Here is a 23,520-nt window from a genome sequence, read left to right on the forward strand (position 1 = left end):
TATTAATACAAAAGATGAACCATTATTATTTTTTCCTAAAAAAAATTTGTATGGGGACTCCTCTAAAATCGAAGTGATCACGAATTTTATTTTCAATAAATCTTTTATAAGATTCTTTTATATAATGAGGAAAATTAGAGAAAAAAATAAACTTTGGTGTGGATGTCGGTAACTGAGTACAATATTTAATGGTAATCAATTTTTTTTGTACAGATGGAGGAGGATTTTTTTGAAAAATGGGTAACATAACTCTATTTAATAAATTCGTTTTTAATCTTTTTTTACGTATTTGGAAAATCTGATCAGCTATGGGGAGAATGTTATATATTCCATCTTTATTTTTTGCAGAGATAAAAAGGATGGGAACATTGTCAAATGGAGCAATCTTTTTTCGAATGAAAATTTCGAAATTCTTTTGTATAGAACAATTTTTTCCAGGATTCAATAAATCCCATTTGTTAATAAGAATGATTATTCCTTTCTGATTTTTTTCAACTAATCTAAAAATATTTCTATCCTGTGCCTCCCATCCACGAACCGCATCTACCATTAAAAGACAGATATCTGTATATTCAATGCTTCTTACTGTTCTCATAGTAGAATAAAATTCAAGACTTTCACTTATTTTTGATTTTTTTCTTACTCCAGGTGTATCCACTAAAATACATTTATATCCCCATTTTTTGCATAAAACATCGAGACTATCTCTCGTAGTACCAGAAACATTTGTGACAATATGATGGTTTTTTTCCAAAAAAGAGTTAATCAATGTAGATTTTCCAACATTTGGACGTCCTATCACCGAAAGACGGGGAATCACCTCTTTTTCCACTATTTCTTTTCTTCCTAAAGCTTTCAATAGTTCTATTAATCTATCCAGTAATTCGCCCGTACCACTTCCATTTATAGCGGATATGTAGTAATATTCCCTAAATCCTAAACGAAAAAAATCTGTATTATGATACATGTATTTTCCGTTATCTACTTTATTCACTACTAATAAAATCGATTTTTTATGTTTTCTAAGTAGTTGAGATATTTCTATATCTGTATCTAGTATCCCTATTTTTATATCCACTAAAAATAAAATGATATCTGCCTCTTTTATGGCTATTAAAATTTGTTTGGTAATTTCTGCATCCAGTAGATTGTTATGGGTTGGATTATAACCACCTGTATCTACCAAAGAAAAATGAACTCCATTCCATTCCGATTTTCCATAAATACGATCTCGTGTAACTCCACTTTTGACATGAACAATAGCTTTTCTTCGTCCTACAAGACGGTTGAATAAAGTAGATTTTCCAACATTTGGACGTCCCACTATAGATACGATGTAACTCATTGTAACTAATTATTTACAAATGTAGATTTTTTTCACTAGTTTCATTCATAGATTCTTAGTCAAAGTGTATATTACTGAAAAAAAAAATGCGTATAGATATTGTTAGCGTAGTTCCGGAAATTTTCAAGGGTCCTTTTTCAAGTTTTATTATTCAAAGAGCTATAAATAAAGGAATCATGGATATTCATATTCATGATTTACGAAAATATGGTTTAGGAAAGCGCAAAAAAGTAGACGACTATCCTTATGGAGGAGGAGGTGGAATGGTTTTTAGAATAGAACCTGTATATCAGTGTTTTGATAAATTATTATCAGAAAGAAATTATGATGAAAAAATTTTTATGACTCCTGATGGAATACTTTTTTCACAAAAATATGCGAATGCATTAACTTGTAAGAAAAATATTCTTATTCTGTGTGGTCGTTATAAAGGAATTGATCAGAGGATTAGAGATCACTTAATTTCCAAAGAAATATCTATTGGTCCTTATGTATTATCTGGAGGAGAATTACCTGCGGCTGTTGTAGTAGAATCCATAGCCAGATTATTACCTGGAGTCCTACATAATCCAGATTCCATGATCACGGATTCGTTTCAAATGGAAAAAATGGGATCCCCTCCTATTTACACTCGTCCAGAAATTTACAAAGGATGGGCCGTCCCAAAAATACTTTTATCTGGACATCATAAAAAAATAAAAGAATGGATTTTTCAAAAAAATATCCAAAAAAAATTGAATTCTTAAAGAATCGAATCACATTATGGATTTTTTCCATAAATTAACCGTTCAATAACTTGGTGGATGATCTCAAAATCAAATTTATTTATCAGTTTTTGCATCATTTCTCTAATTTCTTGATTACACAAATTACCTATACTTCCTTCATGAGAATAAGAAGAAATTTCTTTCTTAAAGGGTTTAAAACGTCCATGTTGAATATCCAAACCAACCTTTTGATAAGCTTCTCTAAAAGAATATCCTTTCTGTAGGACAAGTTGATTGACGACTTCTACACTGAATAAGTGTTGATACTTATCCTCTCGAAGAATGTCCTTTCTAACCACAATATGATTCAACATGTACCTAAATATAGAAAAACATTTTTTCAATTCATCAAAAACAGGTAAAAATCTTTCTTTAATTATTTGAAAATCTCTATGGTATCCGGAACACAAATTGGACACAATTAAAGAAATTTCATTAGGCAATGAAGATATTCTATTGCATTTAGCTCGTATGATTTCAAAAACATCTGGATTTTTCTTATGAGGCATAATACTAGATCCGGTAGTAAGAAAATCAGGAAAACTAATGAAATTGAAGTTTTGACTTAAATATAAGCAAATATCTTGGGCCATTTTACTCAAAGTACTGGCTAAAGAAGCAAGGGCTTCTGTTACTATTTTTTCCATTTTTCCACGTCCCATTTGAGCATATACAACATTATAATTTAAATTTTCAAATCCTAATAATTCCGTTGTCATTTTACGATTTAAAGGAAAAGAAGAACCGTAGCCAGCAGCGGAACCTAAAGGATTCTTGTTAGTAATCCGATAAGCTGTGTGAATTAATAACATATCATCTATTAAACTTTCCGCATATGCAGAAAACCAAAGTCCAAAAGAAGAAGGCATAGCAATTTGATAATGAGTATAACCAGGCATTAATATATTTTTATATTGTTCACTTAATTGTAATAATAAATCAAAAAAAGAATAGACTATTAATACAATTTCTTTGATTTCTGTACGAATAAAAAGTTTCAAATCTACCAATACTTGATCATTTCTGGATCTCCCACTGTGAATTTTCTTTCCAATTTCTCCTAAACGATCTGTTAACAAAAATTCTATTTGAGAATGAACATCCTCTATTCCCTCATCCATTTGAAAATTATTTGTTAATATTTCGTGTATATAAATGTGACGCAGTTCCTTAATTAAAATTTTTAAATCTTTTTGATTTAATAATCCAATACTTTCTAACATCATCACATGAGCGATGGTTCCAATGACATCATGTGGGGCTAAAAGTATATCTAATTTTGAATCTTTACCTGAAGTAAATTCTTCTATTTCTCTATTCCTATTATTATGAGGATGGATATCTTTATCTTTTTTCCAAATTTTCACGTGATAACATGTTTTAGATTTTTTCTATCTTTACTTTAATTTAAAGATCCTATAAAACTATTAAAACTATAAATTTTTATGAAAATAGGAAAAATTTCTAATAAAATTAGAATTGTTTATGTATGAGTAATAAAAATACAGATTATACAGCAGATAGCATCCAATCCCTAGAAGGGATTGAACATATAAGGCGTAGACCTTCTATGTATATTGGAGACGTGGGAATTAGAGGATTGCATCATTTAGTATATGAAGTGATCGATAATTCCGTAGATGAATCATTAGCAGGTTATTGTAATAAAATATGGGTGACCATTCACAAAAATGGATTTATTACAGTCATGGATAATGGTCGGGGGATCCCTATCGATATTCATAAAAAAGAAGGAAAGTCTGCTCTTGAAGTAGTCATGACTAAAATAGGAGCGGGTGGAAAATTTGACAAAAACTCCTATAAAATTTCTGGAGGATTGCATGGGGTAGGGATATCCTGTGTCAATGCCTTATCCAAAAGACTTATAGTGACAGTTTATCGTAACGGAAAAGTTTACCAACAAGAATATTTGAGAGGAACACCTCTTGATCGGGTACAATGTTTGGGAACAACGAATCTGCAAGGAACAAAAATTCATTATATAGCTGATAATTCTATTTTCAATTCGATCACATATCATTATGAAATATTATCCACACGTTTGAAAGAATTAGCTTTTCTAAATAAAGGATTGCACTTATTTTTAAAAGACGAAAGGAGTCACATAGAAGAAGACCCAAAACAAGAGTATTTTTTCTCTAAAAATGGATTAAAAGAATACCTCACTATTCTAGATAAGAATCAAGAACCCTTAACAAGGAACATGATTTTTATTGAAGGAGAAAAAGAAAATACCATTGTAGAAGTAGCAATGCAGTACAATACCTCTTTCAAAGAGAGAATTTATTCTTATGTGAATAATATCAATACTTCGGAAGGAGGGACTCATATTTCTGGATTTCGAAGAGCATTAACAAGAACATTTAAGAAATACACGGATGGACTTTTATCCAACAAAGATAATAAAAAAGACAAAGTAGATTTGACGGGAGATGATTTCCGAGAAGGTCTTACAGCTATTATATCTGTAAGGGTGATGGAACCTCAATTTGAAGGACAAACTAAAACAAAATTAAGCAATCACGAAGTAGGAGGAATTGTAGATAAAATTGTGGGGGAGATGTTAAACAGTTATCTAGAAGAAAACCCCAGTGATAGAAGAAAAATTATTGATAAAGTCATCTTATCGGCTAAAGCACGTCAAGCTGCTAAAAAAGCTCGTGAATTAATACAAAAAAAGAATCCCATATACAATAGCATTTTACCTGGAAAATTAGCGGATTGTTCTTTCAATAATCCAGAAAATTGTGAAATTTATTTGGTAGAAGGAGATTCTGCAGGAGGAACGGCTAAACAAGGTAGAGATCGTAGCTTTCAAGCTATCTTACCTTTACGAGGGAAGATCCTAAATGTAGAAAAGGCAATGCAACATAAAATATTTGAAAATGAAGAAATTAGGAATATATTTACATCGCTGGGGGTTTCTATTGGAACCGAAGAAGATCCAAAAAATTTAAATGTAAAAAAACTTAGATATAATAAAATTATTATTATGACAGATGCAGATATAGATGGAAGTCATATTTCCACTTTGATTTTAACATTGTTCTTTCGTTATATGAAACCATTAATAGAAAAGGGACACATCTATATTGCGACCCCTCCTCTTTATTTAATCCGAAAAGGAAATCATTCTCAATATGCTTGGAGTGATGAGGAAAGAGAAAACATTCTCCAAAGATTAGGAGGAAGAAAAAAGGTCAATGTACAACGTTATAAAGGATTAGGAGAAATGAATGCGGAACAACTTTGGGAAACTACTATGAATCCCAAAAAAAGGACCTTACGCAAGGTTCATATAGAAAACATTTCGGAAGCCGATAAAATATTTTCTATTCTTATGGGAGAGGAAGTCCCTCCACGTAGAAATTTCATAGAAAAAAATGCAATTTATGCAAAAATTGATGTTTAGTTTTAGTGTATTACATGCAAAAAAAGATAATTAATGAATTATATTCAATCAATCCTATTAGGGATTATTGAAGGTCTTACAGAATTTTTTCCTATTTCTTCTACAGGACATATGATCCTTGCAGCTTCCATTATGGGAATACTCGATAAAACAATCACGAAATTATTCCTGATATCTGTTCAATTTGGAGCGGTTTTTTCGATGGTTTTTTTATATCGAAAAAAATTTTTTTTTCAAAAAGCAGATTTTTATCTAAAAATTTTTCTGGCTAGTTTTCCTATAGGAATTTTTGGTTTTTTATTGAATAGCAGAACAAATTTATTCTTAGGAAATCCACTCATCGTCGCTTTTTTTCTTATTATAGGAGGAATAATTCTTTTGAAAGTGGAAAATGTTTATGGAAAAAATTTGGATAAAAGTAATCATATCAATTATTTTCAAGCTTTTATTATTGGATTATGCCAATGTATGGCTATAATTCCAGGAGTATCTAGAAGTGCGGCTACGATAGCTGCTTGTATGTTACAAAATATTCATAGAATCAAGGCTATTGAATTTTCTTTTTTTTTATCTGTTCCGGTTATTGTTATTGCCACATGTAAAAAATTATTTGACTATTATTTTCAATTAATTTATTTCAGTTTTCCATGTAATTTTCGTCTTATCATTCCCATAGGCAAAGAACTTTTACTACAAGAAATCCAGTTATTGATTATTGGAAATATAGTCGCTTTCATTACAGGAATTTTATCGATAAAATGTTTTATGGCTTATTTAAAAAGAAATAATTTTAAATTGTTTGGATATTATCGAATTATTTTTGGACTGTTATTCATTGTGATCCATTATGTTTTTCAACCGATTGGAAAGTTCAAGTTTTGAAAAATTTATCAGAATCCGCATTCGAAAAGGATCAGCTTTTATTAATAGATAAACCGTGGGGGTGGACTTCTTTTGAAGTTGTGAAAATAATCAGAAAAAAAATTAGGAGTTTTTTTGGAGAAAACTTAAAAATAGGACATGCGGGTACTCTAGATCCTCTTGCTACAGGACTTTTAATTGTTCTTATAGGGAGAAAATATACCAAAAAAGTGGATTATATTCAAAATTATAAAAAAACTTATACAGGAATTATCAAACTGGGTTGTATGACCCAATCTTTTGATTCAGAAACCGAAGAATATAATTTATCTTCCACTTCACATATCACCCATGAACTTGTTCAAGAAATATCTAAAAAATTTAATGGAGAAATAAATCAATATCCACCTGATTTTTCCGCCTTACGAATGAAAGGAAAACGATTATACGAATATGCTAGAAAAGGCAAAAAAATCAATCATATGAAACCTAGAAGAGTCAAAATTTATAAATTTCATATCTTAAAAATTGGAATCCCCTATATTCAATTTTTTGTAGAATGTGGGAAAGGAACTTATATTCGATCCATCGCCAAAGATTTTGGAATAGCGATAAAAAGCGGAGCATATCTTCTTTCTTTAAGAAGAGAAAGCATAGGTCCTTTTTCTATTAAGAATAGTTATTCTATGGATTTTGAACTTTCAAATTCAAAAAGGATGAATCTTACAGGTTAGTTATTTTTTTTTCTGACCAAACATGAAATTTTTGATGGGCTTCTTCATCACTAAATGCCCCCTTTTTAACTCCTTCTAATAAATGTTTTTTTAGTAACACTCCTTTTTTAGAAAAAATGGATCTTACTGTATCTGTTGGTTGTGCACCTTTCATTAACCACAATACAGACTTTTGTATTTTTAATACTGTTGAAGGAGGATCAGTATGAGGATTGTAAGTCCCTAGTTTTTCAATAAATTTACCATCTCTTGGAGCACGAGAATCAGCTACCACTATATGGTAAATAGGCCTATGTTTTTTCCCGATTCTTTTTAAACGTATTTTAACAGACATAATTAATTCATTTTTTTATAGAAAAAATTTTATATTACATAATTTAAGACAAAAATATCGTTTATTTTATCCTTAAAAAAAAAAACGATGATTTTGTTGCGCATAGAGTAAAGTTAGGATTGGAGGATCTCTTTAACATTGTAGGAATTTCAGGGATTCCATGAAGGACGGTGTCCTACACAATAGGTTTTTTTTCATCTAAAAATAGCTTTATGCATAATTGTTTTTGAAAAAAAATGGTATATATTTACATTTTTCATAGACCCGTTGTGTAACGGTAGCACAGCAGATTTTGGTTCTGTTAGTTGGGGTTCGAGTCCCTACGGGTCTGTTACCAGATAATCCTTTAGTAGAGATGTTGAATTTTACAAAATGAGTATTGGAATGAAAGTAAAAAAAGAAAAAATTTTACTAATAGCATTTTTAAGTGTTTTAGCATATGTTTTTATCCACTTATCAAAATCATTTTTTGGATTAGATAAAGGGATTCTTTGCATGTTGAGATGTTTCGTTATATCTCTATTCATATTTTATGCATTTCTGAAAAAGGACTTAACAACTTGGATTTTGTTATCCATCATCATAGGAATAGAAGTCGGATTAGATCAACCGAAGATTGCTATAGAACTAAGATTTTTATCTCAAATATTTTTGAGAATGATCAAAACGATTATAGCTCCAATATTATTTTCCACTTTAATAGTGGGTATAGCTAGTCACTCTAATATTAAACAATTAGGGAGTATGGGATGGAAATCTCTCCTGTATTTCGAAATAGTAACGACTTTAGCCTTGTTCATTGGTCTTATTGCCATTAATGTATCTCAAGCAGGAGTAGGAATTGTAATGCCTTCAGGAATGATGGAACAGCAATTACCGAAAGTAGAAAGTAGATCTTGGCAAGATACGATCCTTCATGTTTTTCCAGAAAATTTCATTAAATCTATTTATCATGGAGATGTATTACCTATTGTGGTATTTTCCGTTATTTTTGGTGTATCTATGGTTTTTTTGGATGAAAAAAAACGTAGTCCTCTATTACTATTTGCAGAGAGTCTTTCAGAGATCATGTTTAAATTTACTAAGATCATCATGTATTTTGCTCCTATAGGAGTAGGATCTGCTATCGCTTATACAGTAGGACATATGGGATTGGATATATTATATAATCTTTTTCAATTATTATTGACCCTTTATATTGCTTTGCTTATATTTTTAATAGTGGTTTTATTCCCTATTCTTTTGTGGATTAAAGTTCCTTTAAGAGGGTTTGTCAAAGCCTTAACGGAACCTGTATCCTTAGCGTTTGCTACTACAAGTTCCGAATCGGCCTTACCTCTTCTTATGGAAAATTTAGAAAAATTAGGTGTTCCTAGAAAAATTGTTGCTTTTGTGATTCCTACAGGTTATAGTTTTAATTTAGATGGAACAACTCTTTATTTATCTTTAGCTACTGTGTTTGTAGCACAAGCTTCTGGAATTCCTTTGAGTTTTAGTCAACAAATATTTATAGGTTTAACTTTAATTTTAACTAGTAAAGGTGTTGCTGGAGTACCCAGAGCGTCTTTAGTAATTCTTTTAGCTACTGTAGCGTCTTTTGGGTTACCTACTTGGCCAATATTAGCAATTATAGGAATAGATGAATTGATGGATATGGCTCGAACTACTGTAAACGTTATAGGAAATGGATTGGCAAGTTGTGTCATTGCTCGTTCAGAAGGAGAATTAGACGATAAAAAAATGTTAGATTATATAAAACGTGAGAACTAACGGTTAAGGAATTAAATCGTATTTTTTGAAGAAAAGTTGTTTTTTTTATAAAAAAAAAAATTCTCTAGTTACAAATGGAGTAGTTACGAAAAAAAGTCCTTCCAATATCGCTCTGATAAAATATTGGGGTAAGCATAAAAATAAAATTCAAATTCCGTCTAATTCGTCTATTAGTTATTCTCTAGGAAATATTTATACAGAGACACGATTAATTTATCATCTGAGAGAAAAAAAAAAGAGGTCTATAAGAATTTTCTTTTCTGGAAAAGAAAATACTAGTTTTCTTCCAAAAATTTTGGAATTTTTTCATAGGATTTCACTTTATTGTTCTTATTTACGAGATTTCAATTTTGTGATAGAAACCAAGAATACTTTTCCACACAGTAGTGGAATAGCTTCTTCTGCCTCCTCTATGAGTGCTTTAGCTTTATGTATCATGGAAATAGAAAAAAAATTAGTTGCTTCTTTAGAAGAAGATTTTTTTTTAAAAAAAGCATCTTTTTTAGCCAGATTGGGTTCTGGTAGCGCTTGTCGATCTATATATCCTGGACTTGTGGTTTGGGGGTTTCACAAATCCATAAAGGGAAGCAATAATCTTTATGCTATCCCTTATCCCTATAAAATACACCCTATTTTTACAAAGATGGGAGATACTATTTTAGTAATAGATGAATATCCTAAAAAAATTTTGAGTTCAAAAGGACATCAACTAATGATTCACCACCCTTATGCTAAAGAAAGATTTAAATGTGCTAATAAAAATATGGATAGACTAATATCCATATTAAAAATGGGGGATTTACAAGAATTTGGAAAATTAATAGAACATGAAGCTTTGACATTACATGCCATGATTATGACCTCTCATCCCTATTTCTTATGGATGAAACCGAATACACTTCACGTACTTTATAAAGTATGGGATTTTAGAAAACAAAGCAAAAAAAATATCTATTTTACACTAGATGCAGGAGCAAATGTTCACCTTTTATATCCTATTCAAGAAAAAGTCTCCATCATAAAATGGATATATAGTGATCTTTTCTCTTTTTGTAAAAAAATTATCGAAAGTTTTTGTCAATAAATGGATTGATTGTCTATCTTTGTTTTGTTCTGAACATAAATAAATGGTGGACGTAGCTCAGTTGGTTTAGAGCATCAGATTGTGGTTCTGAGGGTCGCCGGTTCGAATCCGGTCGTCCACCCATTCATTAATTTAATGTTTTTTTTATTCTTGTTAAAGCCTCTATAATTTTATTCTCTGTAGAAGCATAAGAAATGCGTAAACCATCCTTATCTCCGAAAGCACTTCCACTAACAGTAGCCACTTGAGCTTTTTCAAGTAAAAAGTCAGATAAATCGTCCGAATTTTGAATAATCCTTCCATCAAATTTTTTTCCAAAAAGATCTGAAACATTTGGAAAAACATAAAAAGCGCCATGTGGTTTACTTATCTGAAATCCATTAATCTCTTTTATCATTTCCAAAACTAAATCTCTTCTTTTTTTAAACTCGTTGATCATATATTCTATTTCCATGGGAGAAGCTTGTAATGCAGAAATTGCTGCACGTTGTGCGATAGAATTAGCACAAGAAGTTATTTGTCCCTGTATTTTATCACAAGACTTAGCAATCCATTTTGGAGCTCCAATATATCCAATTCTCCATCCAGTCATAGAGAAAGCTTTAGATAAACCATTTAAGGTGATGACTTGATTATGGATATCAGGAAAAATAGCAATACTGGTATGTTTTTCTTCGTAACAAATATGTTCATAAATCTCATCAGAAAGAATAATGATTTTCGGATATTTTTTGAAAATGTCTGCTAAACTTTTTAATTCTTCATAGGAATAAACACTTCCTGTAGGATTACAAGGGGTACTAAAAATAAATAATTTTGTTTGAGGTGTAATAGCTTCTTCTAACTGTTTTGGATGGATCTTAAAATTTGTTTCCATAGTTGTTGAAATGATAACAGGAGAGGCTTCACACAATTTGACCATCTGGTAATAACTAACCCAATAAGGAGCGGGAATAATGACTTCATCATTTCGATTAAGTAAAGATAAAAGAACATTCATAATAGATTGTTTCCCTCCAGTAGAAACAACAATCTGAGACGGCAAATATTTCAATCCATTATCACGAAAAAATTTTTTGCATATTGTTTCTCGAAGTTCTAAATATCCAGATACTGGAGTATAGTAATGATAACCTTCATCAATAGCCTTTTTAGCCGCGTCTAAAACAAAATCCGGTGGATAAAAGTTAGGTTCTCCTAAACTTAAGTTAATAATGTCATATCCTTTATTTTTTAATTCTCTAGCTTTACTAGACATAGCTAGAGTTTGCGAATAAGATATATTTTGCAAACGGTGGGATAATCTATTTTTCATAGATGGATAATTTGAAATGATTACAAATCTAAATAAATTTGATTATAAATTTTGATTCCTTTATTAATATGGAATTGATTCAAAAATATTTTCCAGACCTATTGGATCAACAAATATATCAATTGTATTCTCTAAAAAAATTATATGCATATTGGAATGCTTATGTCAATCTTATTTCTAGAAAAACATTCCACAATTTTTATCAACAACATGTTCTTTTTTGTTTAGGAATTGCTAAAGTTTTTACTTTTTTTCCTGGATCATGTGTTATGGACTTAGGTACAGGAGGGGGGTTTCCAGGGATCCCTTTATCCATAGTTTTTCCTCATACAGAATTTATATTAGTGGATTCTATTAGTAAAAAAATTAAAATTGTAGAGAGAATCATATATAATCTGAACATAAAAAATGCGTATACTATTTGTATACGTGCAGAAAAATTGGAAAATAAATTTGATTTTGTGGTTTGCAGAGCTGTAGCAAAAATATCCAAAATTCATAATTGGATCAAAAATAAATTTATATGCACATCTATTCATAATGGAGCCTTATATCTAAAAGGAGGAGACATTTCTGAGGAATTAAAAAAATTTCCTCATGCGGTAGAATATCCTCTAATTAATTATTTTAGAGAACCATTTTTTAAAACAAAAAAAGTTGTTTGGATTTCAAATATTTAATTTAGATTGATTTATAACTCAATTAAGATGAATCCTAAGAAAATTTTTATTGAAAAAGTAAAACAACAAGGAGGATGGGTGAATGCTCATGCTCACTTGGATAGAGCTTATACTCTCACAAAAAAAAATTTTAAATACTCTTATTCTTCTCTGAAAAAAAAATGGTATTTAGTCGATGAAATGAAACGTTTAGCTACAGAAGAGGACATTTATATTCGGATGGAAAAAGCTTTGGAATACTTCTTGATACAAGGAACACAAGCTTTGTGTACTTTTATTGATGTGGATGAAGTTATTGAAGACCGAGCATTAAAAGCTGCTAATAAATTGAGGAATAATTATGGTCGTTCGATACATATTCGTTTTGCTAATCAAGTTCTTAAAGGAGTTTTGGATAAAAAATCGAAATATTGGTTCGATAAATCCGTAGAATTTGTGGATATTATTGGTGGATTACCCGCTAAAGATCATGGGAGAGAAAATGAACATCTCGATATTTTATTAAGAACAGCTAAAAAAAAGGGGAAGTTAGTACATGTACATGTAGATCAATTTAATACTGATGATGAAAAAGAAACTGAAAAATTAGCAAAAAAAACTATTGAATATGGCATGCAAGGAAAAGTAGTGGCCATACATAGTATTTCTTTAGCCGCACATACTAGAAAATATCGTTATGAAATTTACAAATTAATGAGAAAAGCTAATTTAATGGTGATATCTTGTCCTATTGCTTGGATTGATCATACTAGAAGTGAGCGTTTAACCCCCAGTCATAATTCCATTACTCCAGTAGATGAAATGCTTCCTGAAGGAATTATAGTGGCTTTTGGAACAGATAATATCTGTGATATATACAAACCTTTTTCTGATGGAAATCTTTGGATAGAATTACGTGTAATGTTAGAAGCATGTCATTATTATGACATAGACCATTTGGTAAAAATAGCTACGGAAAACGGATTAAAAGTATTAGGATTGAAATAGGAAATTTATGTCCATTATTTCACTTCCTTTTCTGGCCGCATTTGCGGAAAAAGCAAAACCTCTTGAATAGAATTTTGTTTTGTAAATAACATCACCAATCGGTCTATTCCAATTCCAATTCCTGCTGTAGGAGGCATTCCAAATTCTAAAGCACGTATAAAATCTTTATCCAAAAACATCGATTCATTTTTTTCGGAAAATTTAATTTGTTCTCGCAAACGATCAAGTTGATCTATAGGATCATTAAGTTCAGAATATGCATTAGCAATTTCTTGTCCATTGATAATAAGTTCAAAACGTTCTGATAGATTTTTTTTATAACGATGCCTTTTAGTTAAAGGACTCATTTCTATAGGATAATCAATAATAAAAGTAGGATTTTTGTAATGTTTTTCACATTTTTCTTCAAAAATGTTTTCAATCAGTTTTCCTTTGTTCATCTGTGGATTTTCCTCTATATGCAATTTTTGACAAACTTTTCTTAATTCCTCTTCTTCCATCTCTCTAAGATCAAATCCAGTATGTGTTTGAATAGCATCCAATATAGGTATACGAGGAAACGGGGTTTGAAAACTAATATCATCATTTTCTATAAAATTTTTTTGCACTTGATGGAAAATCCACTTGAGAAGTTTTTCTGTAAAATTCATCATCCAGTAATAATCTTTATAAGCCACATAGAGTTCTAGTACAGTAAATTCTGGATTATGAATACGATCCATCCCCTCATTTCTAAAATTTTTAGAAAATTCATAAACCCCGTGAAACCCTCCAATTATAAGTCTTTTCAAATAAAGTTCATTAGCTATACGTAAATACAATGGAATTCCAAGAGAATTATGATAGGTAACGAAAGGACGAGCTACAGCTCCACCAGGAATAGACTGTAGAATAGGAGTATCCACTTCTAGATAACCTTTATTATCCAGAAATTTCCTGATTTCTCGTATTATATGAGTACGTTTTAAAAAAATTTCTTTTACATGATCATTCACAATAAGATCTACATAACGCATCCGATAACGTTGTTCTGTATTGGAAAAAGCATCATATATTTTTTGATTTTTATCCACTTTTACTTGTGGTAATGGCCGCAAAGATTTAGAAAGTAAAGTAAACTTATGGACATGGATGGTAATCTCATTCATTTTAGTCTTAAATAAAAAACCTTGAACTCCAATAATATCTCCTATATCTATAAGTTTTTTCAAAAGAATATTGTATGACTCTTCTTTTCCCATTTTTTCTGAGTGAAAATGATTCTTCTTCAAGTATATTTGAATACGTCCTGTATGGTCTTGAATTTCTCCAAAAGAAGCCTTTCCTAAAATCCGCAAACGGATTAAACGCCCTGCTATACTAATGGGTTCTTTTTCGGTAAAATTCTCTTGTATATTAACAATGGGAATCGTTATTCTATATTCATCTGATGGATATGGGTTTAAACCTAATCGTTTTAGTTCTTCTAATTTTTTTCTACGTATAATTTGTTGTTCTGATAAATTTTGCATAAAAATATCCTTATTCATTTCATGCAGAGGACCGGACGTTATAGTAACGAAGGTACATTTGTTTTTTTTATTATATTAAATAAATTTTTAATAAAAAACGATGAAAAAAAAAATCCTCTTTTTCGAGGACTTAGGAATGAAAGGATATAAAGAAACTTTGGAATATCAAAAAATATTATTTAATAACCTTATCCAAAAAAAAGTCAAAAATAGACATGATCAAAAAGAAGAACCTGGATATTTGTTATTTGTAGAGCACTACCATGTATATACTATAGGGAAAAATGGAAAAAATAAACATTTATTAGTATCCTCAGATTTTTTAAAAAAAATAAATGCGGAATTTTATCAAACAGATAGAGGAGGAGATATCACTTACCATGGTCCTGGGCAATTGGTTGCATATCCAATTTTAAATATGGATTATTTTTTTACGGATATTCATAAATACTTACGTCTTTTGGAAGAAGTTATTATCCATTTTTTAAAAAATTATGGAATAAAAGGAGAGAGAGAAAAAGGACAAACAGGAGTTTGGTTAATAAAAAATGGAATATATAGAAAAATATGTGCGATAGGAATCAGAATGAGTCGTTGGGTCACTATGCATGGTTTTGCTCTGAATGTAAATACAGATTTACGATATTTCGATCATATCATTCCTTGTGGAATTTTCAATAAAAAAGTAACTTCATTAAAGAAAGAATTACAAAATCATATCTCATTTTCTGAGGTAAAACATCTAGTCAAAAAATCTTTTCAAGAAATTTTTAATGTTGAATTCATTCATCCTATATAATAGATTTCGCTATCATGATCCCATCTTGATCTACTTTCGTTAGAAGTACATCTTGTACTGTATTTATAAATAATGGATTTGAATCGATTTTTGTTCGAATATAATTTTCTGTATATCCATATAAATATCCGTGATTCACAGAATTATTTTCAAACAAAACGGTTTTTTTCGTATGAATCTGTCTTTCACAAAAAGAACGATATTTTTGTTTGGAAAGAACTCTTAATATGATTTTACGTTTTCTTTGTACTCTGAGAGAGACCTTTTCCTGTATGGTAATAGATTTTGTATTTGGTCTTTGAGAATAGGGAAATATATGTAGAGAAGAAATCTCTAATTTTTTCAAAAAATGATAAGTTTCTAAAAAATGTCCATGTGTTTCTCCAGGAAATCCAACAATGATATCTGAACCTATATAAGCATCCGGGATTACATTCCGGATGTATTGTATTTTTTCTTGATAAAGCTCTCGTTTATAACGTCTCTGCATTTTTCCCAATATATAGTTGCTTCCAGATTGCAAAGGAATATGAAAATGAGGCATAAACAGCCTGCTTTTCGATAATAATTCAATACATTCTTCTTTCAATAAATTAGGTTCTATTGAAGATAAACGTATTCTTCCATTTTCTTTTATTTGATCTATAGCCTGTATTAAATCAAAAAATGTATAGGAACGACCTTTATGATTCCCATATATTTTTTTTCCATAGTCTCCAATATTGACCCCTGTTAACACTATCTCTTTTACCCCTTTTTGAAAAATAGACCTTATATTTTTCAATATATTTTCTATACTCTCAGAACGAGAATAACCTCTGGCAATGGGAATGATACAATAACTACACTTGTAATCACATCCATCCTGAATTTTTAAAAAAGAACGAGTTCGATCTCCAATAGAATAGGAGGAAAAATAAGAATTTGTTTCCTTTGAAATAATTTTTGCAGGATGTTTTTTGAATAAATTTACTTGATCCAAATAGTCTATTATTTGAAATTGTACGACCCGGCCCCCCCCGAGATCTACACTGGGTAAGGAAGAAATTTCTTTAGGATGAACTTGAGCGTAACATCCTATCGCTATAATAAAAGCTTTCGCATTTTTATTCATAAAAAAACGTACTATATACTTGAAATCTTTCTCTGCATTTTCAGTAACAGAACAAGTATTAATCACATAAATATCTGCAATACTCTTGAAAGATACAAGTTCATAATTTGAATTCGAAAGTTTTCTTGCTATAGTCGAGGTCTCTGCGTAATTTAATTTGCACCCTATTGTATAAAATGCTACTTTTTTTTTTATATTCATCATATATTTTAAGATGAATAGAAATCTAAAAGTCCACGATGACTAGCCTGTATAGCTCTTTTTCCCTTTATCCAGTTTGCTGGACAAACTTCTCCACTTTTTTCATAATACTGAAGTGCGTCTATCATACGAATGGCTTCATTGACATTCCTACCTAAAGGAAAGTCATTGATTAAAACATGTCGGATAATTCCTTGTTTGTCTATTAAAAATAAACCTCTATAAGCGATAAGTTCTCCAGTAGCTTTTAATTCATCCTTATCGAAAATAAAATTTCCAGATAAAACCCCATAATTATGGGATATGGTTTTATTTATATCAGAAACAAGAGGATAAGTGACTCCATATATTCCTCCTTTTTCTTTTGGAATTTGCAACCAAGCCCAGTGGGATTGTTCTGTATCCGTAGATATCGCAATAACTTGTACATTTCTAGACTCAAAATCTTTCATTTTTTCTTGAAATGCATATATTTCTGTGGGACATACAAAAGTAAAATCCTTTGGATAGAAAAAAAGCAAGACATATTTACTTCCCTGAAACTGTTCTAAAGTAAAATTCTGGACAATATCTTTTCCATTTAATACCGCACTAGCTGTAAAATTAGGCGCTTTCTTTGCAATTAATGTATTCATTTTTCGATATTTTATTTATATGCAGCACGAATTTACCAAAATTCTTATAAGAATCAAAAATAAAAGAACTCTTGTGATTTATTTTTCCTGTATTGGGATTAGGCTATTTTTTTTCATACATATCTATGTAACTTCTTATTAAGTTCGTTTTTTAAATTTGTTAAATACATGATTTTTTTTAGAATCACTTGATTCTTATCCCTCCGTATTTCTTTCTGAAAATTATGAATTTCTTGTTGAATTAATTTCAAAATATATTGGGTTTTATATCTCAATAAAATGTCCATGAGATATCGATCTATGTTTTCTTCTTGGGAGGATACTTCAATTCCTTTTCGATTCCATTGGGATAATGAATAAGATTTTTTCTTTTTTTCATTCTTTTGTTCTACAACAAAAGAATGGTTTTTTCCTATATTTTCTTTTTGCAAACAGATTTTATCAAATATTTTTTGATGATAATCCAAAGAAAAACGAAAATTATAGTTTTGAAAAGTATGGAATATTTCTTCGAAAACCGTAGTAGTATGGACACCTTCTTTTTTAAGCATTTGATTTCCATAATTTAAAATCAACTGAATCAATTTTTCTTCAAGGATCATAAGAGAATTTATTCTTTCTGGATGAATACTAATTGGATGATTATCAATTTTCTTATATAGTTTTTTTTTCTTATTTATTCGTTCCAATTCAGAAATTAGAACTTCTTGACGAAGTTGGAATAACTTAGAAGTTTCTTGTATGTATAATTCTCTTTGAATAATATTGGGTATTTTTGAAATACTCTTCAAAATATTCAAAACTAAAAAGGATTTTTTCATGGGATCATCTTGGTGGAATTTTTCATATATTTTTTTTTTGAAAGAAACAAAATGATAACTTTTTTTTCCTAAAAACTCTCTCAATTGAGAATAGGAATATTTTTTAGCCAAATAATCTGGATCTTCTCCGTTATAAAAAAATAATATCCGTAGATTCATTTCTTGTTCCAATATCATATTAATCACTCTTAAAGCAGCTTGGATTCCAGAACGATCTCCATCATAAAAAAGAACGATAGATTTCGTGAATCTCTTGATTAACAATATTTGATCTATGGTAAGTGAAGTTCCAGAAGAGGATACTACATTTTTTATTCCAGATTGATGTAGAGAAAGGACATCTGTATATCCTTCTACTAAATAACAAAGATCCTCTTTTAAAATATTTTTTTTAGCTTGAAATATGCCATACAAAATTTTACTTTTTTGAAAAATATCGTTTTCGGATGAATTTAAATATTTGATATAACGTGAATAATTATCAATCGTCCTACCTCCAAATCCTATAACCCTTCCTGATAGATCATGTATGGGAAACATCACTCTTTTTCGGAAACAGTCAAAATGATTAGATCTTTTGAATCCAGTGAGACCCGATTTTTTTAAATCCTGTATTTTAAACCCTTTTTTTAAAGCGGTTTCCGTGAATTTTGTCCAAGAGGAAGGAGCAAAACCTAATTCAAATTGATGAATGATTTTCATATTAATGCCTCTTTGTTTCATCAAATAAATCAATCCTTTTTCTTGACCTTCTTTTGTATAAGACAATTGTTTCATAAAAAAACATTTGGCATAATCTTGTATCAAGTATAAATTTTCATGATCGATTTTCCTAATAAATGTATTTTTATTTTCTTCCTGAATTTTAATATCATATTTTTTAGCTAAATAATGTAATGATTCTACATAAGTATAGTTTTCGTGTTCCATGAGAAAAGTGATAACATTACCCCCTTTTCCAGAACTAAAATCCTTCCAGATTTTTTTTGTGGGAGAAACTATTAGAGACGGGGTTTTTTCATTGGAAAATGGGCTAAGGCCTCTATAATTTATACCGCTTTTTTTTAAGGAAATAAAATCTCCAATGACTTCTTCTATACAAGAAACAGAAAGTATTCTTTTTATAGTTTCTTTAGATATCATCATGTCTTATCTTATACTGATAGACTAAATTAAGTAGTTTTTCCCAATTTCATTCTATGAATTATTTTTTGGGGATTAGCATTAGAAAAAATAGTAGTTCCTGCTACTAATATATCCGCTCCATTTTTAAACAACAAAGAAGCATTTTCTAAATTCACCCCTCCATCCACTTCTATAAGTGCAGAAGAATGTTTTTTTAAGATTAAATCTTTAGTATCTTCTAGTTTTTGATAGGTTTTTTTTATAAACTTTTGTCCACTAAAACCAGGATTTACACTCATTAATAAAACGAAATCTATATCTTGAATAATATCTTGTAATAGATAAACTGGAGTGTGAGGATTGACTGCCACACCCACTTTCATTCCAGATTTTTTAATAGAAAAAAGAGTTCTATTTAAATGAACACAAGCTTCATAATGAATATGTAAGTGATCTGCTCCACATGCTTTAAATTGTTCTATGTAGCGTTCTGGTTGCATAATCATTAAATGAACATCCATGGGTTTATTAGCATATTTTTTGATGCATTTGACAATGGAACTTCCAAAAGAAATATTAGAAACAAAAGAGGAATCCATAATATCAATGTGGTACCAATCCGCTTCACTTTCATTCAGCATTTTTATCTCACGATATAAAAATGCCAAATCGGCTGAAAGTAAAGATGGAGCAATAATTCTTTTCATATGATATTATATTTTGTTTCTAATTTTAGATATTTTTTATCAACGAATCGTATGAATCATGAAATCATCGTTTCACTAATGCCTGTCTTAGAAAAACCTCCATCATGATATAAATTTTGCATCGTCACTTTTTTTGTCAAATCTGAAAAAAGTGTAATTATATAGTTTGCACAATCTTGTGCAGATGCGTTTCCCAAAGGGGATATTTTTTCAGACAATAGAAAAAATTGGTTAAACCCTTTAATAGACTTTGCTGCTTTAGTTACAGTAGGGGATTGTGAAACTGTATTTACCCTAACTTTTTTTTTCACTCCCCAATGATAACCAAAATTTCGTGTAATGCTTTCCAGATATGACTTATAATCAGACATATCTCCATAATCAGGAAAACTTCGTTGAGAAGCAATATATGTGAGAGCCACTATAGATCCCCATTTATTCATCGCGTTTTTCTCCCATGCTGTTTGCATGATTTTGTGATAGGATACGGCAGATATTTCCCATCCCTTTTTCAAAAATTCATAGTTAAGAGATGTATAAGAACATCCTTTTCGAATATTTATGGACATAGCTATGGAATGCAAAAGAAAATCTATTTTTCCTCCAAAATGATCTAAAGTTTTATCAAACAAAAAATTAAGATCCGCGATAGAAGTAGCATCTGCCGGAATCACTTTAGATTTTGTCTTATGAGATAATTCCTGAATTTTACCCATTCTTAAAGAAGCAGGAGTGTTGGTTAAAATAAAAGACGCCTTTTCTTCATAAGCACGTTCTGCTACTTTCCAAGCAATAGAATTTTCATCCAAAGCGCCAAATATAATTCCTTTCTTTCCCTTCAATAAATTGTAAGACATAGTGAAATGAAAAATTTCACTAAAAATACCTATTTTTTTTTGAATAATTATTCCATGTGAAAAACCTCTTTGAGAACAGGTAAATAATCCAATTTTTCCCATGTAAATAGTTCGACTTCTTGTTTTTTTTGATGACCATATATATCCGAAAAACATTTCCATACTTTTCTTGGTTTTTTTCCCATATGTCCATATACAGCTGTTTCTTCATATATTGGCTGACGTAATTTTAATCTTTTTGTGATAGCATAAGGACGTAAATCAAAAATTTTTTGGATCTTTACTACAATATCTTCATCAAGAAGTTCTCTTTTAGAGGTCCCATAAGTATTTACATAAATACCCATAGGTTCCGACACTCCAACTGCATAGGATATTTGTATCAACAATTCATCTGCAATTCCTGCTGCTACAAGATTTTTAGCAATATGTCTAGCCGCATAAGCTCCAGATCTATCTACTTTAGAAGGATCCTTTCCAGAAAATGCTCCTCCTCCATGAGCCCCTTTTCCTCCATAAGTATCCACAATAATTTTTCTTCCGGTAAGGCCAGTATCTCCATGAGGTCCTCCAGTAACAAATTTTCCTGTAGTATTTATGTAATATTTTGTTCTATCCGTAAATAATTTTTTTATATCCTTAGAGAATTGATTCTTGACTCTTGGAATCAAAATATTTCTAATATCTTGAACTATCCGTTCCTGCATTCTTTCTTTCGTGTCGAATTCATCATGTTGAGTTGAAATAACTATAGCGTGAATATGTATAGGGACATTCTTATTCGAATATTCTAAAGTTACTTGAGATTTAGCGTCTGGACGTAAATAAGGCATTTTTTCTCCTTCATTTCGGATAGAAGAAAGTTCCCTTAGGAGATGATGAGACATCTCTAACGCTAGAGGCATATAATTTTCTGTTTCATTAATTGCGTACCCAAACACAATTCCCTGATCTCCAGCTCCTTGATCTTCTTTATTCAAACTTTTTATTCCCTGTAATAGATCCATAGACTGTTCTTGAATAGCAGAAAGAATTCCACAAGAATCAGCATTGAACCTATATTCATTTTTAGTATATCCAATTTTTCTAAGTAGATCACGTGCTATTTTATGAACATTCACATAAGTTTTAGAATTCACTTCTCCAGATAAGATGATTTGTCCTGTCGTCACTAAAGTTTCTATAGCTACTTTTGCTTCTGGATCATCTACCAAAAAATGATCTAATATAGCATCCGATATCTGATCCGAAATTTTATCAGGATGTCCTTCTGAAACAGATTCACTAGTGAATAAATAAGCCATTTTTTTTCTTTGATGACGGATATTTTAACTTTTTTTTTCCTTCATCCATTCTATTTATTTTAGATTCTATTTTGAATATTAATGGATTCTTGATGCAATAGTTTGAAAATACCTTCAAGAAGTCCTTCCGAAATACCTAAACTTTTACCTAATTTTAAATACTTTTTCATAATAGAATCCCACCGATTTGGTTGCACAATCGTTATATCTGCAGCTTTCTTCAAAGCTCCTAATTTTTTGGAAATTTTCATTCTTTCTCCTAATAGAGCAATAATATTTTCATCTATTTCATCAATAAATATTCTTAAATAATCTAAATTATTCTGGTTTGTGTCATGACATGTATTAGAATCGGTCAACTCTTTTAACATTTCTAAAAGTTTTTCCGGAGTAATCTGTTGTTGAGCATCACTCCAAGCATGATCTGGATCACAATGACTTTCTATCATCAATCCATCATATTTAAAATGATAAGCAGTTTTTGCAATATCTAAAATTCCTTCTTTATTTCCGCAAATATGTGAAGGATCACAGATTATAGGAATTCTAGGAATCATATTCCTAAAACTGAACAAAAGATTCCAATTTGGTTGATTACGGTATTTCGATGTTTTATAAGTGTAAAAACCACGGTGAATCACACCTAACTTTCTTATTCCTTTTGCTAATAAACGTTCTAAAGCTCCTATCCACAATTCTAGATCGGGGTGTATAGGATTTTTGACTAAAATAATTTTATCTTCTTTCCCTTCTAAAGAATCTGCTATCTCTTGAACCGTAAATGGACTTGCTGTGCTTCTTGCTCCTATCCAAAGAATATCTATATCAAAGGATAACGCCAATTTGACATGTTCTGCATTGGCTATTTCCGTAGCAACCATTAATCCTGTATGTTTTTTTACATTCTTTAGCCATTCAAGTCCATTTTTTCCTATTCCTTCAAAATTATTTGGTTTAGTTCTAGGTTTCCATATCCCTGCTCTAAATACTTGTACATAGGATGGATCTAACTTTCTAGCTGTTTCCATTATTTGTTGTTCGCTCTCTGCACTACAAGGACCAGATATTGTTAGAGGTTTATCAAATTTTTCAATCCAAGACCTGTCTATACTATTATTCATAATATCTTTTTCCAT

21 protein-coding genes and 2 tRNA genes are annotated in these 23,520 nt (G+C 30.2%); 11 read left to right on the plus strand and 12 right to left on the minus strand.

Annotated elements, in window-relative coordinates:
* Nucleotides 1–25: 25 nt before the first annotated feature.
* Nucleotides 26–1,345 (minus strand): ribosome biogenesis GTPase Der, encoded by a 1,320-nt coding sequence (der, locus tag H0H60_RS01390; protein WP_185862929.1) that lies wholly within the window; start codon nt 1,343–1,345, stop codon nt 26–28.
* An 86-nt stretch (nt 1,346–1,431) separates the two neighbouring features.
* Here der and trmD point away from each other — a divergent pair, with 86 nt between their 5' ends.
* The gene (gene trmD / locus H0H60_RS01395) at nt 1,432–2,091 is read left to right on the plus strand and encodes a tRNA (guanosine(37)-N1)-methyltransferase TrmD (protein ID WP_185862930.1); all 660 of its coding nucleotides are present in this window, start codon (nt 1,432–1,434) and stop codon (nt 2,089–2,091) included.
* A gap of 14 nt (nt 2,092–2,105) precedes the next feature.
* On the opposite strand, the gene argH is transcribed toward trmD, so the two are convergent.
* Nucleotides 2,106–3,479, minus strand: a complete 1,374-nt coding sequence (gene argH, locus H0H60_RS01400; protein WP_185862931.1) for an argininosuccinate lyase — start codon at nt 3,477–3,479, stop codon at nt 2,106–2,108.
* 122 nt (nt 3,480–3,601) lie between these two features.
* Here argH and gyrB point away from each other — a divergent pair, with 122 nt between their 5' ends.
* From gyrB to truB, 3 genes are read left to right on the plus strand one after another with little or no spacing between them, the layout of a single operon-like run.
* Nucleotides 3,602–5,545, plus strand: coding sequence for a DNA topoisomerase (ATP-hydrolyzing) subunit B (gene gyrB, locus H0H60_RS01405; RefSeq protein WP_185862932.1), 1,944 nt, complete (start codon nt 3,602–3,604; stop codon nt 5,543–5,545).
* A 33-nt stretch (nt 5,546–5,578) separates the two neighbouring features.
* Nucleotides 5,579–6,427 (plus strand): undecaprenyl-diphosphate phosphatase, encoded by an 849-nt coding sequence (locus tag H0H60_RS01410; RefSeq protein ID WP_185862933.1) that lies wholly within the window; start codon nt 5,579–5,581, stop codon nt 6,425–6,427.
* Nucleotides 6,424–7,140: a tRNA pseudouridine(55) synthase TruB gene (gene truB, locus H0H60_RS01415; protein WP_185862934.1), complete on the plus strand. Its 717-nt coding sequence runs from the start codon at nt 6,424–6,426 to the stop codon at nt 7,138–7,140. Before H0H60_RS01410 ends, truB begins: the two co-directional genes overlap by 4 nt.
* On the opposite strand, the gene rpsP is transcribed toward truB, so the two are convergent.
* Nucleotides 7,130–7,474 carry a 30S ribosomal protein S16 gene (gene rpsP, locus H0H60_RS01420; RefSeq protein WP_185862935.1) on the minus strand — a complete coding sequence of 115 codons (345 nt, stop codon included), beginning with the start codon at nt 7,472–7,474 and terminating at the stop codon, nt 7,130–7,132. The genes truB and rpsP overlap by 11 nt on opposite strands.
* 260 nt (nt 7,475–7,734) lie before the next feature.
* Here rpsP and H0H60_RS01425 point away from each other — a divergent pair.
* The 4 genes from H0H60_RS01425 (at nt 7,735) to H0H60_RS01440 (ending at nt 10,449) form a co-directional block, all read left to right on the plus strand.
* Nucleotides 7,735–7,805 (plus strand) — tRNA-Gln (locus H0H60_RS01425).
* A gap of 41 nt (nt 7,806–7,846) precedes the next feature.
* Nucleotides 7,847–9,244 carry a dicarboxylate/amino acid:cation symporter gene (locus tag H0H60_RS01430; protein WP_185862936.1) on the plus strand — a complete coding sequence of 466 codons (1,398 nt, stop codon included), beginning with the start codon at nt 7,847–7,849 and terminating at the stop codon, nt 9,242–9,244.
* A 25-nt stretch (nt 9,245–9,269) separates the two neighbouring features.
* Entirely contained in the window at nt 9,270–10,328 is a 1,059-nt protein-coding gene (locus H0H60_RS01435; RefSeq protein WP_185862937.1) for a diphosphomevalonate/mevalonate 3,5-bisphosphate decarboxylase family protein, read from the plus strand.
* Between the two features lie 46 nt (nt 10,329–10,374).
* Nucleotides 10,375–10,449 (plus strand) — tRNA-His (locus tag H0H60_RS01440).
* A 6-nt stretch (nt 10,450–10,455) separates the two neighbouring features.
* Here the strand turns inward: H0H60_RS01440 and H0H60_RS01445 are convergent.
* On the minus strand, nt 10,456–11,643 hold the full coding sequence (locus H0H60_RS01445) for a pyridoxal phosphate-dependent aminotransferase (protein WP_185862938.1): 1,188 nt from the start codon (nt 11,641–11,643) through the stop codon (nt 10,456–10,458).
* 68 nt (nt 11,644–11,711) lie between these two features.
* Between H0H60_RS01445 and rsmG the strand changes: the two genes are divergently transcribed.
* Nucleotides 11,712–12,323 carry a 16S rRNA (guanine(527)-N(7))-methyltransferase RsmG gene (gene rsmG, locus H0H60_RS01450; RefSeq protein ID WP_185862972.1) on the plus strand — a complete coding sequence of 204 codons (612 nt, stop codon included), beginning with the start codon at nt 11,712–11,714 and terminating at the stop codon, nt 12,321–12,323.
* 27 nt (nt 12,324–12,350) lie between these two features.
* Nucleotides 12,351–13,310 (plus strand): amidohydrolase family protein, encoded by a 960-nt coding sequence (locus H0H60_RS01455; RefSeq protein ID WP_185862939.1) that lies wholly within the window; start codon nt 12,351–12,353, stop codon nt 13,308–13,310.
* A gap of 14 nt (nt 13,311–13,324) precedes the next feature.
* Here the strand turns inward: H0H60_RS01455 and lysS are convergent, their stop codons facing one another.
* On the minus strand, nt 13,325–14,821 hold the full coding sequence (gene lysS / locus H0H60_RS01460) for a lysine--tRNA ligase (RefSeq protein ID WP_185862940.1): 1,497 nt from the start codon (nt 14,819–14,821) through the stop codon (nt 13,325–13,327).
* A 100-nt stretch (nt 14,822–14,921) separates the two neighbouring features.
* Here lysS and lipB point away from each other — a divergent pair, with 100 nt between their 5' ends.
* Nucleotides 14,922–15,620, plus strand: a complete 699-nt coding sequence (gene lipB, locus H0H60_RS01465) for a lipoyl(octanoyl) transferase LipB (RefSeq protein WP_185862941.1) — start codon at nt 14,922–14,924, stop codon at nt 15,618–15,620.
* Here the strand turns inward: lipB and mtaB are convergent.
* The 7 genes from mtaB to H0H60_RS01500 all read right to left on the minus strand — a co-directional run bounded on the left by mtaB (nt 15,613) and on the right by H0H60_RS01500 (nt 23,520).
* Entirely contained in the window at nt 15,613–16,935 is a 1,323-nt protein-coding gene (gene mtaB, locus H0H60_RS01470; protein ID WP_185862942.1) for a tRNA (N(6)-L-threonylcarbamoyladenosine(37)-C(2))-methylthiotransferase MtaB, read from the minus strand. The genes lipB and mtaB overlap by 8 nt on opposite strands.
* Nucleotides 16,936–16,943: 8 nt before the next feature.
* Nucleotides 16,944–17,570 (minus strand): peroxiredoxin, encoded by a 627-nt coding sequence (locus tag H0H60_RS01475; protein WP_185862943.1) that lies wholly within the window; start codon nt 17,568–17,570, stop codon nt 16,944–16,946.
* 113 nt (nt 17,571–17,683) lie between these two features.
* Nucleotides 17,684–19,534 (minus strand): DNA primase, encoded by a 1,851-nt coding sequence (dnaG, locus tag H0H60_RS01480; RefSeq protein ID WP_185862944.1) that lies wholly within the window; start codon nt 19,532–19,534, stop codon nt 17,684–17,686.
* A 29-nt stretch (nt 19,535–19,563) separates the two neighbouring features.
* Nucleotides 19,564–20,223 carry a ribulose-phosphate 3-epimerase gene (gene rpe, locus H0H60_RS01485; RefSeq protein ID WP_185862945.1) on the minus strand — a complete coding sequence of 220 codons (660 nt, stop codon included), beginning with the start codon at nt 20,221–20,223 and terminating at the stop codon, nt 19,564–19,566.
* A 56-nt stretch (nt 20,224–20,279) separates the two neighbouring features.
* Complete coding sequence (locus H0H60_RS01490) at nt 20,280–21,080, minus strand: enoyl-ACP reductase FabI (protein ID WP_185862973.1); 801 nt, start codon at nt 21,078–21,080, stop codon at nt 20,280–20,282.
* 47 nt (nt 21,081–21,127) lie between these two features.
* Nucleotides 21,128–22,384, minus strand: coding sequence for a methionine adenosyltransferase (gene metK / locus H0H60_RS01495; RefSeq protein WP_185862946.1), 1,257 nt, complete (start codon nt 22,382–22,384; stop codon nt 21,128–21,130).
* A 59-nt stretch (nt 22,385–22,443) separates the two neighbouring features.
* The gene (locus H0H60_RS01500; RefSeq protein ID WP_185862947.1) at nt 22,444–23,520 is read right to left on the minus strand and encodes a bifunctional 3-deoxy-7-phosphoheptulonate synthase/chorismate mutase type II; all 1,077 of its coding nucleotides are present in this window, start codon (nt 23,518–23,520) and stop codon (nt 22,444–22,446) included.

The organism is Blattabacterium cuenoti, assembly GCF_014251735.1.
GTDB lineage: Bacteria > Bacteroidota > Bacteroidia > Flavobacteriales > Blattabacteriaceae > Blattabacterium > Blattabacterium cuenoti_C.

Bases quoted from the DNA above. Each gene is read 5' to 3' on its own strand.
- H0H60_RS01455 (WP_185862939.1), top strand. From the start codon at position 12,351: ATGAATCCTAAGAAAATTTTTATTGAAAAAGTAAAACAACAAGGAGGA.
- H0H60_RS01430 (WP_185862936.1), top strand. From the start codon at position 7,847: ATGAGTATTGGAATGAAAGTAAAAAAAGAAAAAATTTTACTAATAGCA.
- der (WP_185862929.1), bottom strand. From the start codon at position 1,345: ATGAGTTACATCGTATCTATAGTGGGACGTCCAAATGTTGGAAAATCT.
- H0H60_RS01500 (WP_185862947.1), bottom strand. From the start codon at position 23,520: ATGGAAAAAGATATTATGAATAATAGTATAGACAGGTCTTGGATTGAA.
- H0H60_RS01445 (WP_185862938.1), bottom strand. From the start codon at position 11,643: ATGAAAAATAGATTATCCCACCGTTTGCAAAATATATCTTATTCGCAA.
- lysS (WP_185862940.1), bottom strand. From the start codon at position 14,821: ATGCAAAATTTATCAGAACAACAAATTATACGTAGAAAAAAATTAGAA.
- H0H60_RS01410 (WP_185862933.1), top strand. From the start codon at position 5,579: ATGAATTATATTCAATCAATCCTATTAGGGATTATTGAAGGTCTTACA.
- rsmG (WP_185862972.1), top strand. From the start codon at position 11,712: ATGGAATTGATTCAAAAATATTTTCCAGACCTATTGGATCAACAAATA.
- mtaB (WP_185862942.1), bottom strand. From the start codon at position 16,935: ATGAATATAAAAAAAAAAGTAGCATTTTATACAATAGGGTGCAAATTA.
- H0H60_RS01490 (WP_185862973.1), bottom strand. From the start codon at position 21,080: ATGTCTTACAATTTATTGAAGGGAAAGAAAGGAATTATATTTGGCGCT.
- lipB (WP_185862941.1), top strand. From the start codon at position 14,922: ATGAAAAAAAAAATCCTCTTTTTCGAGGACTTAGGAATGAAAGGATAT.
- H0H60_RS01475 (WP_185862943.1), bottom strand. From the start codon at position 17,570: ATGAATACATTAATTGCAAAGAAAGCGCCTAATTTTACAGCTAGTGCG.
- dnaG (WP_185862944.1), bottom strand. From the start codon at position 19,534: ATGATATCTAAAGAAACTATAAAAAGAATACTTTCTGTTTCTTGTATA.
- gyrB (WP_185862932.1), top strand. From the start codon at position 3,602: ATGAGTAATAAAAATACAGATTATACAGCAGATAGCATCCAATCCCTA.
- rpsP (WP_185862935.1), bottom strand. From the start codon at position 7,474: ATGTCTGTTAAAATACGTTTAAAAAGAATCGGGAAAAAACATAGGCCT.
- rpe (WP_185862945.1), bottom strand. From the start codon at position 20,223: ATGAAAAGAATTATTGCTCCATCTTTACTTTCAGCCGATTTGGCATTT.
- trmD (WP_185862930.1), top strand. From the start codon at position 1,432: ATGCGTATAGATATTGTTAGCGTAGTTCCGGAAATTTTCAAGGGTCCT.
- metK (WP_185862946.1), bottom strand. From the start codon at position 22,384: ATGGCTTATTTATTCACTAGTGAATCTGTTTCAGAAGGACATCCTGAT.